At 35.6% G+C, this 14377-nt stretch carries 8 protein-coding genes; 4 read left to right on the forward strand and 4 right to left on the reverse strand.

The window, feature by feature from the left end; genetic code table 11:
- Positions 1 to 288: 288 nt before the first annotated feature.
- A complete protein-coding gene (gene gnd, locus KQI21_RS07360) occupies positions 289 to 1197 on the reverse strand; it encodes a phosphogluconate dehydrogenase (NAD(+)-dependent, decarboxylating) (RefSeq protein WP_216483570.1) in 909 nt (302 codons plus the stop codon).
- A gap of 563 nt (positions 1198 to 1760) precedes the next feature.
- Between gnd and KQI21_RS07365 the strand changes: the two genes are divergently transcribed.
- The 3 genes from KQI21_RS07365 to KQI21_RS07375 all read left to right on the forward strand — a co-directional run bounded on the left by KQI21_RS07365 (position 1761) and on the right by KQI21_RS07375 (position 5121).
- Complete coding sequence (locus KQI21_RS07365) at positions 1761 to 2615, forward strand: MurR/RpiR family transcriptional regulator (RefSeq protein WP_216483571.1); 855 nt, start codon at positions 1761 to 1763, stop codon at positions 2613 to 2615.
- Between the two features lie 187 nt (positions 2616 to 2802).
- Positions 2803 to 3093, forward strand: coding sequence for an HAD family hydrolase (locus KQI21_RS16100; protein ID WP_253291352.1), 291 nt, complete (start codon positions 2803 to 2805; stop codon positions 3091 to 3093).
- An 846-nt stretch (positions 3094 to 3939) separates the two neighbouring features.
- Entirely contained in the window at positions 3940 to 5121 is a 1182-nt protein-coding gene (locus KQI21_RS07375) for an MFS transporter (protein WP_216483572.1), read from the forward strand.
- Positions 5122 to 6235: 1114 nt separating this feature from the next.
- On the opposite strand, the gene KQI21_RS07380 is transcribed toward KQI21_RS07375, so the two are convergent.
- From KQI21_RS07380 to KQI21_RS07390, 3 genes are all read right to left on the reverse strand, one after another.
- Positions 6236 to 7369 (reverse strand): C45 family autoproteolytic acyltransferase/hydrolase, encoded by a 1134-nt coding sequence (locus KQI21_RS07380; RefSeq protein ID WP_216483573.1) that lies wholly within the window; start codon positions 7367 to 7369, stop codon positions 6236 to 6238.
- Positions 7370 to 8011: 642 nt separating this feature from the next.
- Positions 8012 to 9877 (reverse strand): FtsX-like permease family protein, encoded by a 1866-nt coding sequence (locus tag KQI21_RS07385; RefSeq protein ID WP_216483574.1) that lies wholly within the window; start codon positions 9875 to 9877, stop codon positions 8012 to 8014.
- Between the two features lie 15 nt (positions 9878 to 9892).
- Complete coding sequence (locus KQI21_RS07390; RefSeq protein WP_216483575.1) at positions 9893 to 10660, reverse strand: ABC transporter ATP-binding protein; 768 nt, start codon at positions 10658 to 10660, stop codon at positions 9893 to 9895.
- 187 nt (positions 10661 to 10847) lie between these two features.
- On the opposite strand from KQI21_RS07390, the gene KQI21_RS07395 reads away from it, so the two are divergent.
- Positions 10848 to 14015, forward strand: a complete 3168-nt coding sequence (locus tag KQI21_RS07395; RefSeq protein WP_216483601.1) for a DEAD/DEAH box helicase — start codon at positions 10848 to 10850, stop codon at positions 14013 to 14015.
- The last annotated feature ends 362 nt before the right edge of the window (positions 14016 to 14377 follow it).

Below are 14377 nucleotides of genomic sequence, written 5' to 3' on the forward strand. Positions count from 1 at the left end.
AATTTTTACGGTATATGGTTTACATGTTTGTACTGAAAATCGCTAATGTTTTTGTATTCCTCTTTTATAAGACAGGTAAACGAATGAAAATTGGTAACAATTCTTCAAAAACACGGTTAAAAATGACACACTATTTACATCCTACCCTCTTTTCATTTTAGTCAAGAGAAAAATTCAAGTATTCTAACCCTGAAAAGCTGGGAAGGTCTCATGCTATCCGTGATTAAGTTATGGATCAATTGTGAGGTCAACCATAAAAACCAAATTGCTGTACAGAAAAATACCTGATTAAGATTGCGTATTATTATTTACGACTGCGTGACCACCAAACTCATTTCGTAATGCTGCCACAATCTTACCAGTAAATGTATCTTCTTCTAGCGAACGATAACGCATCATGAGTGATAAAGCAATGACTGGTGCAGCGACTTGGTAGTCTAAAGCCGTTTCGACCGTCCATTTTCCTTCGCCAGAAGAATGCATAATTCCGCGAATGTTGTCCAACTTAGCATCTTTTCTAAAAGCCTGTACCATCAATTCCATAAGCCATGAACGAATCACAGAGCCATTATTAAATACAGTTGCTACCTGTTCATAATCATAATCGAATTCACTTTTATGGAGAATATCAAAACCTTCAGCGATTGCTTGCATCATTCCATATTCAATACCATTATGAATCATCTTTAAAAAATGACCACTGCCTGATTTTCCAGTATATAAATAGCCACTTTTCACAGCGATATCTTTAAAAAGCGGCTCGATCTCTTTAAATTTAGCTTCATCTCCACCAATCATTGTACAAACCCCATGGCGAGCACCATCGATGCCACCGCTTGTACCACAATCAAAAAAGTATATGCCTCTATTAGCTAAAAATTCATTTCGTTTTATCGTGTCTTTATAATTTGAATTACCTCCGTCGATAATAATATCTTCTTTATCGAGGAGAGGTGCAATTTCCTGAATGACTCGTTCTGTGATATCACCTGCGGGAACCATTAACCAAATAATACGGGGAGCTGGCATACTTTTCACTAATGTTTTAATCGAAGTGTGGAACTGAAAGTTGTCATGTGTTATTCCTTCTGCCTGTTTTCCGATTTTGTCAAAGCCACGTACATTATGATGATGATCTAGTAAGTTTAGCGCTAAATGATAGCCCATCTTTCCAAGTCCGATAATACCGATTTCCATTATTTTCACCTCATGTTTTATTTACAATCCATATTCATTATATCAAATATTTTTCCATTTTCAATTTATATAAAAGAAATTTTTTTCGTGTATAATAGAATGAAGATGATATAGATTCATTCTATTCTTTAAACAATTAGATTTAAGTGTTTAGAGTGGAAAAATACGATTCATTATATTTGAAAGGTAAGAGATGACATAGGAATATTTTTCTGTTTAATCCTATCCAAGATGCTATAAGACTTTCACTTCAAGAGTTATAGAGAATACGCAGAAGCCTAAACGGGGGAGATTGGTATCCAAATACCCAATTCGTACGGGCAACAGGATAAGAAAAGCTCCTTGAATTAGACATCGCACAGCAGAAAAAGTGCTTTTCTATTTTAAGGATGGAGAGGCTCAGTAAGCACATACCGCATGTAAGAAAAGCAGTTTTATTTTTCAAGGAAAGCTTTGGTAGTAATCTATCGAAGGGCTTCCGAGATTATGGCCTTTGTACTACTTCAAGGAGAAAAGCGCTCCTTGAATGAAGTTTCACTCTATTAAAAAAGGAGTAAGTTAATATGGAACAAGAAACTCAACACGGCTTAGCACGTATCCGCAGTAATTACAGCAGGCTTAGCGAGAAAGAAAAAAAGATAGCCGATTATATCTTACAGCATCCGAAAGAAATTATTCATTATACGATTAATCAGCTTGCTGATAACTTAGAAGTTGCGGAGTCAACGATTTTTCGCTTTTGTCAGCGAATTGGCTTTAAAGGATACCAAGCTTTAAAGATTGCGCTGGCTGCAGAGATTGTTACACCAATCGCCGATATACATGAAGATATACAAGCTGGCGATGATGTGGTTACAGTTGGAGAAAAAGTATTTCGTTCAAATATCAAAACATTAGAGGATACATTGAAAATTATCGATGAAGAGGCTCTGAAAACAGCAGTTCAAGCACTTGTTCGAGCAGAAAAAGTGGAGTTTTTTGGGATCGGTGGATCGGCAATTGTTTCCCTTGATGCGTATCACAAATTTATTCGTAGCGGGATAAATGTGTATTCCAATTTTGATGCTCATATGCAATTAATGTCAGCTTCACAATTAGGAAAACAGGATGTTGCTGTAATTATCTCTCACTCCGGTTCTACAAAGGATATGATTGATTTGCTTCAAATATTAAAGGAGAAACAGGTGACGACAATCGCGATCACAAATTTTGCCAAATCTCCTTTGACAAAGAATGCCGATATTTTACTATATACAGTTGCAGAGGAAACTGAATTTCGTTCAGAAGCGTTATCCTCAAGGCTAGCTGAGCTTAGTCTAATTGATGTATTGTATACGAATGTAATGCTTGAAAAAGGAGAGTCGGCTCAAGAAGCATTACAATATATGCGAAAAGCGATAGCTCTAAAACGGCTATAAAGAAGCAGTATAGTGAAATTTCCATTAAAAATAATTGAGTAGAATAAACTTGACAACTAGTAAAATAGTAAGTGGGAAAATAGTTATTATACCGGGTAATTCGTAAATACAAAGGGAGGTGGGTGAAAGCAATTTTGTTTGATTTTGATTGATGGAACATTAGCAGATACGTTGCCAAACTGCTAGCATGCATTTCAAGAAGTTTTTTAAGAACTATGATACGAAAACGCTCAATGATAATATGTTTGGTCCTTCTGAATTAGATATCATTAAAGAAAATTTAAACAGTAAAGATTTGGATGACGCTATTGAGTATTTCTATGAACAGTATATGAAGCATCATGCGGAGTTAGTTGATCATTATCAGGAGATAGATGACATGCTCTTCTTTTTAAAAAACGCTGGGATGACGCTAGGGATTGTTACGGAGAAAGCGAGAAGAAGTCTAGATATATCTCTACAGGTGTTGCGAATGTAAAATTTACTTTGATGAGATCATTACAGGAGACGGTGTGGAGCAACCTTAGCCCCATCCTGAAGGCATTTATAAAGATTAACAAAAATAAAAATAAGTAATAATGAAGCAATGTTTATCGGGGGACAGTGATGCTGATATTCAAGCAGGACTAGAAGCGAATGTTCATACGATTGGGGTAAAATGGTTTTACCGTACAAACTTTAACATTCTCGAAGCAGCCTGATGCGTATTTTGATCGTATTATTGAGTTTGTCAATTATGTGAAAAGCAAATAGATAAGTAATTAGGATTCATTACGCTGCTGTATTGGGAATACAGCAGTGTTTTATGTTTATAAAATGGTTGTTAGTCGGAAGGAAAATAAACATTTTTAATGGAAGAGCTACTTACTATATTTGGTAAAAATTTATCGTAAGAGGGTGTGAAATTCTTGTGGTAAATATGGGTTGATTTGGCATCTTTTACCGTAGGATTGGTCAAGAAATAGGCTACTCAGAGACCTGACTCTGGCTAACTATAGGAAAGTATAAAACTTTATGGTTTATAGTATAAGAAAAACGATAGCTTTCGCCGTAAAGACTTGGCGATAAGCCAAGTTTTTCTAATCAGAATTAGCTCATTTAAAGAAATAAATGAAAGGAGCAGTTAACTCGTAGGGTGGATGGAATAATTGCTTTCTCCCTCCATTACTGTATAATATATTTCGAGTGTCGAATCAAAGTGCTGAACCATTTTTTATACTATAGGAAAGTATAACTTTATGCTTTATAGTATAAGAAAAACGATAGCTTTCGCCATAAAGACTTGGCGACAAGCAAAAATTTTTCTAATAAAGGAGGGCGATTAATGGATGCACAATCTGCAATGATTGATAAAAAAGCTGAGAAAATTTGGACACGGGACTTTGTTTTTATTTGTTTAGCTAATTTCTTTATTTTTTTAGGCTTCCAAATGACTTTACCGACCTTGCCATTATTTGTTAAGGAGTTGGGAGGAAGCGATCAATTAATTGGTGTTATTGTTGGAATATTCACATTTTCTGCACTGATCATGCGCCCATATGCTGGATATGCTTTAGAAACGAAAGGAAGACGCTTTGTCTATATGCTCGGTTTGCTAATCTTTGTTTTATCTGTTGGCTCATTTGCTGTCGTTTCTACTATTTTCTTCTTACTTGTATTACGAATTATTCAAGGTATTGGTTGGGGATTTTCAACGACAGCAACAGGTACGATTGCAACGGATTTAATCCCGCCTTCACGTCGTGGAGAGGGAATGGGCTATTTTGGGCTCGCAGGTAATATTGCACTGGCAATTGGGCCTTCGCTAGGTTTAACGTTAGTAGATGTAATGAGCTTTTCCCACTTTTTTCTCATCTGTGCTGCTGGTGGAATAGTAGCATTTATTTTATCTAGTAAAATTAAATATAAGAAAGTAGAAGAATCACCGCATAAGACAGTAGCTTTAAAGTTTGATATTTTCGAAAAGACTGCTATACAGCCATCGCTATTATTATTTTTTATTACGTTTACTTTTGGAGGGATTGCTACATTTTTGCCGCTTCATGCTGCAGAGAAAAGTATTGCAGGTATAGAAGGGTATTTTTTTATGTATGCTCTATTTCTGATGGTTTCTCGAACCTTTGCAGGAAAAATATATGATCAAAAAGGTCATTTATATGTTTTCTTACCTGGAACGATACTTATTTTTATTGCGATGCTGTTGCTGGCTTGGCTCCCAAGTACTGTTATTTTGTTAGTGGCAGCTGCTATGTATGGACTTGGCTTTGGAACCATTCAGCCGGCGTTACAAGCTTGGGCGGTTGAGAAGGCACCGGGAAACAGAAAAGGGATGGCAAATGCTACCTTTTTTTCCTTTTTTGATTTAGGTGTTGGACTTGGGGCAATTATATTTGGGCAGATTGCTTTTCTATTTAATTATGCGGTGATTTATGTAACTGCAGCAGGTGCTGTACTTGTTTCTATTGGACTCTACCTCTATTTAGTGTTTCTCGCTGTGCGTAAGTAGATTTGATTAAACTTTCTACTGGTTTCATTACTAATGCAGGTGTTTAGCTGTCTAGGAAGCGATTTTTTTCATGATACCTTTTTGAAACTAGCTTTGTTGTCTAAGTATGTGTTCGAACGCCTAGTAAATCTCACTCTTCTTCCTACTAAGCTAAACCAACATCGGCTCGAATCTATCGGAAGGCTGACTAAAGGCGGGCTTGCCGCTCAGGCGTCGGCATACCCCTGTTACAGGGGCATGTTTTCTTTATCCGGAATGTAAGGGTGCCTTATTTCTCTCATTTGAAAAATCCGCTTATTATTTTGTAATCTTTATGAGAAAAACGGTTTCTAAATTCTTGATTCGTTCGGGTCTCAGGCAGGACAGAGAAGCAGCAATACATCCCACGACGAGAAAATGATCTTCCATTTTTTAGGACAGGGGAATCTTCAGCAGCAATACAACATCGTTTTTCAAGGACAAGAACAGCTGCGACAGCAAACATCCCAGACAGAAAAGCTTTGTAAACGTTAGTACATCTAATTTTTTAACATATTTATCAACCTCGGCATGATCAATCATTTCATTTTTTGAAAAACTTTTGAATTGAATAGTTTTATATATTCTTTTAATAGAGTTTTTATGGTATTATTGTCCATAAATGTATTCTCCTTATAATTAGAGATTTGGACAGACTACCATACCCTAATTATAAGGTTTTTTTGCTTTATAATAAAAATTTACATTTTTTGGAATGTTGACATAATTATTTCGGTTGACTTTTGCTTAAAAACTTTATTCAATGTAGTGCTCAAACACTGCCTTCATGTTTAAAAAGCTTACATTCGTAAATTTGTTTACGATCGATCCTCGATTAAATGATCAATGACAAAGCTCTTAATTTTTTTATTTGTTCTTGTAAAATAGCATAATAAGAACTCATTGGAATCGAATAGTAACTAAAATTTTATAGGATTACAGATTTGGTATATACCAATTGTTTCATGTATCCAGTATTTCAAGAAACGCTAAACATCTGCTATAAGTATGTTGCTATTATGTCGTAAGCAGAAGACGAAAGGAGATAATTGCCTATCTCTATCTCTTGATCTAATTGTTGAGTGCCACCAAACCCTCAATACATTTCTCTCCAGAAATGTTCTGGATTCTCTATTTTTATATTATCATATTTACATATAATCTCTTCAAGTCCCATCGGAGTGTCAATATCAATTTCATACCATGGGTTCATGTCTGGTGGACCAAAACTAACCTTTAAATTCTTCTCTGATATATCAAATACCATACTTCTAAGCGTGCCCATTCCACTTGAATAGAAATGGCAGCATGGACCATATGGATACGGAGTGGAAAGTAGTTTCCTTATTTTTTCATCATTGATATTAGGTGTATCTCTTAATAACGAGTTCCATACAGAGGTGTACCGCAATTCAGAATTCCAAAAATGATGTTCATCAAATTCGTTCATTTCATGGCTCACATAGTGATTGGTAGCGACTAATAAATCGCCAAATGGTTTCCGTTCGAAAATTCTTTTTTTGTCGGTTGAAAAGCTTGCCACCTCAAATATAGCAGCATGATTAGAAGCGTCTGCTACTAAGAAATTCGTATTTGTGCACAATGGTATTTCTTCAAGTAAACATTTCGCTTCATAAACATCTTTACAGCGGTCTAAAATAGCACGAATGGCAACCCAAAATTCACATCCATTCCCATCGAGAGGTTTCAAGTAGGCTGTACTTGACATGGAAACAACTAATCCGTGTTCATTCATGCCATCCATTCTTCCCGCGTTTTGGAGAGAAAAACCAATATGCTTTGGTTTTCCTGTTACACGGGTAATACATAAACTTCTTTCGTCCCTTACAAAATATTCATAGCTTCTTCCAACATAAAAATGTCCATCGCTCGTATTTGAAGGGAGTACTGCAAATTGACAACAATTAGGAGCATTGTGATATGAATTTGCATAGCAAATTATTTTTTCCGATTCTACTCCTACTTCATCTGCAAATCCCTGTATTTCATCTGTAAAGCCGGGACATATTTTATCAATTAACATCATCCTCTTGTGGGCAGTCGCTGCAGATATATAACCCTGTCCTTCCATGGGACTGGTATAATAGGGAATGTCATCCGGGTAGTGTTCTTTTAAAGCCTCGGCTCGCTGTTTCCCCACCTCATAATTGCTTCCTTCAGCCACATGGATGTCAAATATCATTGGTTCTTTCTTTTCTGTATTTGCCATATTCATTAATCCTTTCTGAAATTAATTTTACGTTGTCTTTGTTGTCTTTAAAAGTTACTGCCATCCTAACATAATAAAAAAATTAGGTCTATAAGGAAAATGATAAACTAGCATACAATACACAATAACCAAAAACAATTTATTTTTGTTTTTTCCTAAATAAATTAGTTAAGAACGTAGAAAAAGATAAAGTGAAACTTCATTCAGTAGGAGTTTCCTTCCACTTAAACCCTTTTGTACCAACTCAGGCTCTTGAAGTGGGAGTCTTACGGCACCTTACATGCGGGATAAAAGCTTACTCTTTTCCCGGTCAACTTGAAGGGATAAAATGTTATATTTTTTCGTTTTCTGATTTAGATGATAGGTCTGGAGAATTTATATTTGAGCAGATCGGTTTTCTATTTCATTATGTGTTGCTTCTACGTCCTTTATCTCTATATTATATTTTAATAGCATATAGGAAGAAGTAGGTTCATAAGCTTTCCGATCGTTAGGAATATTTGCCTAGTTAAGTAGCCTGTAATAGGTTCTCTGTTCGTTCTCATGTATAGTTAATTAGAATATTATTTATGAAAACTCTTACATAAAGATTTTATAATAATAAAGAACCAAGCAATTTTACCTGCTTGGTTCTCGAAAGGGTTAATGTTTAGGCAGTACAATTCGCTTGTACAATTGGACAGTAATAATATAATATGAACCGTAGATCAATAAGAAAAGGCTAATTGGCAGCCATATTTTTGTATAAGGCTCAATCAAGATGAAAGAGAACATTTGCATGCCAACCAAGACATGTACTAAACCGACAATTGCAGGGAATAAGAATAACAGGAACAGTTCTCGGTAAATCGAACGGTTCAATAGCGATTTACGTACGCCAATTTTTCGTAACATTTGATAGCGTTGAATGTCTGCTCCGGCATTTGATAATAATTTAAACATCAGCACACTAGCCATCATCATTAAGAAGGCAATGCCTAAGAAAATACCCATAAAGATCGTACCACTGGAAAAACTCTTTAAACTAACGTAATTATTGTATTTTCCTCCTGCGTTTTCTACAGGTTTACCAACATAACTTTCAGCAACCTTTCTTTGCCTTTCTTCCAATTGTTTAAATTCCGGCAAATAATTTGAAAAGTCGTCCGCCTTAACTAAAATGACTTGTTTTTCTTCGGCTTTTACTTGTTGATAATGACTCTTATCAACAACATGGATCATTCTTTCGCCAAACATATTATAGCTAGCATTTAATTCAAGAGACATGGCAGTCAACCATTTATCAGGAAGCCCCTCTCCTTTTGTCCCATCCATCGAATATACAGGAGCAGGGAGCTTGTCTTCTATCCGTTTTATTTTTACATCTGCCAGCTTTTCTATTCCTTTTTCCATATTAGGAATTAAAGGTGGCTGCTTTAATAGACTCTCTTTAAGAAAAAATACCCCATCATCGCTTACTTTATATACATACGTATGTTTTTCAGTTAGTTTCATCTTTTCCATTGTATTTAAATCTTCTGTTGTTGGTTGATAAATAGCAGCATCATTCGCTTGGAGTTTAGATGCTTGAATTTCAACATTATGGTAAAACGAAATTCCTGCTGTCATCGCACCTAATCCAAGTGCAATTAACATAGCTACTGTTCCTAGTACTTTTGTTAAGTTAAGCATTCGGAAGCGTAATTGTCCTAGTGTAAATGAGTTGATACCAGTTTCATTTAAAGTACGGTTTTGTTTCAGCTTTTTAACAAAGAACGGCAAAAACGAAATAAAAATCAAATATGTTCCTGGAACGATGGTAATGGATGCTAAGATAACTCCGAAATGTTTAAACTTAGCCATGTCAATCATTATATAATACCCAATGACGATTAGAATGATGGAAAAAAGCACGCCGAAAAATGTTTTTACTCCACTTGTTTTAATAAAGTCTTGTTTTTTATTGGCTTGTAACAAATCAAGAACTTTTTTCTTGCCAATTTGCCATGCATTAACCATCGAGGTTAATAGAAACAGGGCAACATAGAAAATGATTGTTGTCAAAATCGATCCGGTATAAATAGCTTTAAATCCAGTAGCTTCTGCTGAAAAGTCAAGCTTTTCCATTAATAAATCAGCGATAACTGTCGTTAATCCAATCCCGATTATAATGCCGATCACAAGGGAGATCAGTCCAATAAATAGTGTTTCCATAAACATCAGTTGGGTAATTTTGCTTTTTTTAGCCCCCAGTGTCATATACATAGCCATTTCCTTTTGCCGTAATGTTTGGATAAACGAAGTGGCATAAAAAATATAAAAAATGGTAATAAACCCGAGAATAAATGTTCCTACATGAAAAACAAACATCGTTGCACTAATCATAGAATTTGCTTTAACAAAGGCTTCATTTTGTGCCAGTGTTTGGAACATATAGAAAATGGCGATCGAAATCGTTAGCCCAAATAATAAAACTAAATAATCTTTGAACATTTTCCGCATACTCGTTAAAGACAGCTTTAATAACATTGTATGACCTACCTTCTAATTCAATTCGCTTAGTGTGTTAAATTCAGCAAGCACATCCAGTATGTTTTGATGAAACTCGTTTCGTGTATGATTCCGATAGATTTCTTTATACAGTTGTCCATCTTGAATAAATAAAATACGCTTGCAATAACTGGCACTAAGCGGGTCATGTGTCACAAGCATAATGGATGTACCGAGGTTTTCGTTCATATGCACCAATGTTTCCATTAAGCTTTTCGCATTTTTGGAATCCAGTGAACCCGTTGGCTCATCAGCCAGTATCATGGCAGGTTCGTGGATAAGGGCACGTGCAGCAGCAACTCTTTGCTTTTGTCCACCTGATATTTCCGCTGGATATTTTGTAAGGATGTCCTGGATACCAAGATTATTTGCGACTTTTAATACACTTGGTTTAATCTGCTTTGTTGCAACTCCCTGTAAAGATAAAGGCAAGGCGATGTTTTCATAGACAGTAAGGTTTTCTAATAGATTAAAGTCTTGAAAAATAAACCCAAGCTGTTGGGAACGAAAATCGGCCAATTGATTTTGTTTCATTGTGGTTATATTGGTACCGGCAATTTCAATGGTGCCGCTTGTTGGCTGATCTAAGGTTGAGATAACATTTAGTAAGGTTGTTTTCCCTGCACCAGAAGGTCCCATAATCCCAACAAATTCGCCTGCTTCTATATGGAAAGCGACGTCTTTTAAAACGTGAAATTGATTCTCTTTATTTTTTCCATAACATTTATTTAGGTGATTTACTTCTAATACGTATTGACTCATGATCATACCTCCAACGTTAATTGCTATTAATAGCTTATCGCTAACTGGAAAATGAAGGTATGGATTTTCCTTTCAACAAGCTTACAGTTTTGTAAGCCTTTAGCAGTTAAGTTAAGATTGGTTTAAAAACAGGAGAAACTTGTTTACAATAGAAACATATGAATTAGTAAAGGAAGGTAATTCTATTTTGAAAAGTATGAAACATATTAATGTGGAAAAGCTATTTCCTTCGGTGATTTATAAACGTGGATTAAAATACTATTTGCAAGATAGAGTTAGTGATCTTTTATACGATATTAATTTTCAGGAATGGTCAGCGACGGTATATGGATCTGAGGATTATTATGTTGAAATAAATGTAAAAGATTTAACACAAGGTTCGATCGATACGTTTTGTGACTGTCCAGCATTTGATACGTTTGGAACGTGTAAACATATTGCTGCCGTGCTTATTAAACTAGTGAATCAAGATAATCAAGCACGACCGGATTTTTCATCTTATGACTATGATTTGACGCAAAACTTTATGAATGCATTAAATAATGTACCGCAATTAGAGAGAAAACATTCGCAGATAATGAAGCAAACAGAGCTAAAGGTAGAGTTCATTTGTAAGTTGGAGATTCAAAAGCAAATCCAAGTAGAGATAAAAGTTGGCGAGAAGCGGTGTTATGTTGTCAAAGACGCCGAAGCACTTCTTACACATATTATAGAGGGAAGGGAATATCCACTGACAAAGTTGTTTACTTATAGCCCGGAGTTCCATACATTTTCCAGTGAAGATATGCATATTCTTGAAAAGTTATATGCCATTTTACAAAGTGAGCGTGTTTACCACTTTGATTATTCCTTTATAAAAAATCAAGAAAGCAAACGTTCTATTATTATACCTCCCCTTGAAGCAAAGCCGTTATTAGAACAAATGGCTAAGCGGTCACTTACGGTGATCACACGTGAACAAAACTATTCAGCTGTCTCTATTCAAAAGGGGCAAATGCCGTTTGCTTTTTCTTTATCGGCAACCGATAAGGAAGGATTAATCCTCGAGATGAACCAAGTAAACGATCTGCTCTACTTAACCAATTATGAGCTGTTATTTGCTGACGGCATTTTTTATTTTCCCGGACAACAACAAGTGCCTATTGTAAAGGAGTTAAGTCAATTTCAACGTTATGACTTAGAGTTGCCTATAGCGAAACATCAGGCTGATGAGTTTGTTTCAACGGTTATTCCTTCGTTGAAAAAGGTGGGCGATGTAAAAATTACAGAAAAAGTAGCTCAAGAAATTGTTCAGCTCCCGCTTAAAGCTGAGTTGTATTTAGAATTTAAGGATTCATGGATCGTTGGTCAACTGAAATATCATTATGGAGAAGAGATAATAGACCCATTTAATGGTAGGGAAAAAAATGATGTTATTATTATTCGGGATATTGAAAAAGAACAGCAAATTATGCACCTGATTGAATATGCTGATTTTCATTATAATGGAAAAGAACTATATATTCATATGGAAAACGAAGAGGATATGTATGAATTTGTTTACTATACATTGCCGAAGCTGGATGATTATGTAGAACTGTTTTTAACAGCAGAAATCCGCAATCTTTTAGTAGAGAGGGAGCCAATTGCTCATACACAGGTACAGGTAGAACGTTCCTCTAATTTACTAGAGATTGGATTTAATATTGATGGAGTTAGTGAAGCTGATATTAGCAGAATTTTAGAAGCAGTGATTGAGAAAAAACGTTATTACCGGTTAGATAGTGGGGCTTTCATGTCACTCGAAAGCGACTCGTTTTCATCTGTAAGGCAATTTTTTGTTGATATGGATATCGATGCAAAGGATATTGCCGAAAATAACATTAAAGTGCCTGTTTATCGAGGAACGCAGGTGGATGAATTACTAAAAACAGATAAGAATTATGATGTATCATTTCGCAAACTCTTGCATCATCTAAGGTCACCTGAGGAGCAGGTATATCCGCTTCCGGAAGGGATAAATGCTACCTTACGCAGTTATCAGGAAACAGGGTTTCAGTGGTTTAAGTCGTTAAGTGAGTATAACTTAGGCGGGATTTTGGCAGATGATATGGGCCTTGGAAAAACATTACAAAGTATTTGTTATCTTGCTTCGGAAAATGGAGATTATCCACATTTAATTGTGGCACCATCTTCCGTTGTTTATAATTGGAAAAATGAGTTGGCAAAGTTTACCCCACATTTAGAAGTAGCTGTTTTAACAGGAACACCACAGGAACGAAAAGAGAAAATTGCCAGTTCCCAGACGATGGATGTGTGGATTACTTCTTATGCAACAGTACGACAAGATATTGATATATACAAGGAGCTAGCATTTCAAACGTTAATTCTTGATGAAGCTCAATTTATTAAAAATTATGCAACTAAAACCTCAAGAGCAGTCCGGAAAATAAATGCATTACGTCGATTTGCCCTAAGTGGTACACCGATTGAGAACTCGATTGATGAGCTATGGGCTATATTTCAAGTCATCCTTCCCGGTCTCATGCCGAACCAAAGAACGTTTAAACAAATATCTTATGACAAAATTGCAATGATGACAAGGCCCTTTATTTTGCGCCGGCTAAAGCAGGATGTGTTGAGTGAACTACCGGAGAAAATCGAAACTGTCCATATATCTGAACTAACCAAAGCTCAGAAAGAGTTGTATATTGGATATCATCGAGAATTACAGCAGGAAGCTCAACAGACGATAAGCGAAAGCAGCTTCCAGAAAAATCGAATGAAAATTTTAGCGGGGTTAACCCGACTTAGACAGATTTGCTGCCACCCTTCCTTGTTTATTAAAAATTATCAAGGAGAATCTGGAAAGCTTATCCAGCTCATGGAAACTATTCGCAATGCTAGAAGAAATGGAAAGCGTATGTTAATCTTCTCACAATTTACATCCATGCATGAAATTATTAAACATCGGTTAGAAAATGAAGGAATTGGCTATTTCTACTTACATGGTAAAACATCATCACAGGAACGCTTAGAGATGAGTGAACGATTTAATAATGGTGAAAATGATGTATTTTTAATCTCTCTTAAGGCTGGTGGTACGGGACTAAATTTGACAGGTGCAGATACCGTTATTTTATATGACTTATGGTGGAATCCTGCTGTTGAGGACCAAGCGACAGGGCGAGCTCACCGATTCGGACAAAAAAATGTCGTTCAAGTGATTCGTTTAATAACGGAAGGAACGATTGAAGAAAAAATTTATGAGTTACAACAAAAAAAACGTGAATTGATTGATCAAGTTATCCAACCAGGAGAGGCAATGCTTTCTTCCTTAAGTGAAGATGATATTCGCGAGTTGTTAAATATCTAGAACATTTAACAGGTTATTAGTTGTACGAAAATCTTTTTTTAAAATCATGAAGGGAAATGAATCATGGTAGAAATGATTAAATCTCCTATAAGAATATCTGATGTAAATTGATCAAAAGACATAGTTTTGTTGTAAAGGCATGTAAAAAATGGAAACAGGAATTTTTTACACTATAGGAAAGTAAAAATTTTAGGGTTTATAGTATAAGAAAAACTACAGCTTTCGCTAAAGACTTGGCGACAAGCCAAGTTTTTCTAACACGCCTTATTTTTTCACTATCAGGAAACGATATCTGTTTTTACATTGTGGATATCATGTTTTGAAAGTAACTTTATCGTCTGGTTTAAGGGCTCATGCATCTA

Origin of the sequence: Virgibacillus proomii, from assembly GCF_018916875.1 — a bacterium.
Taxonomy (GTDB): Bacteria; Bacillota; Bacilli; order Bacillales; family Amphibacillaceae; genus Virgibacillus; species Virgibacillus proomii_B.

What these genes read in the sequence shown, in the direction of transcription:
- gnd (WP_216483570.1), bottom strand. Translation starts at nt 1,197, where the DNA reads ATGGAAATCGGTATTATCGGACTTGGAAAGATGGGCTATCATTTAGCG.
- KQI21_RS07365 (WP_216483571.1), top strand. Translation starts at nt 1,761, where the DNA reads ATGGAACAAGAAACTCAACACGGCTTAGCACGTATCCGCAGTAATTAC.
- KQI21_RS16100 (WP_253291352.1), top strand. Translation starts at nt 2,803, where the DNA reads ATGCATTTCAAGAAGTTTTTTAAGAACTATGATACGAAAACGCTCAAT.
- KQI21_RS07375 (WP_216483572.1), top strand. Translation starts at nt 3,940, where the DNA reads ATGGATGCACAATCTGCAATGATTGATAAAAAAGCTGAGAAAATTTGG.
- KQI21_RS07380 (WP_216483573.1), bottom strand. Translation starts at nt 7,369, where the DNA reads ATGGCAAATACAGAAAAGAAAGAACCAATGATATTTGACATCCATGTG.
- KQI21_RS07385 (WP_216483574.1), bottom strand. Translation starts at nt 9,877, where the DNA reads ATGTTATTAAAGCTGTCTTTAACGAGTATGCGGAAAATGTTCAAAGAT.
- KQI21_RS07390 (WP_216483575.1), bottom strand. Translation starts at nt 10,660, where the DNA reads ATGAGTCAATACGTATTAGAAGTAAATCACCTAAATAAATGTTATGGA.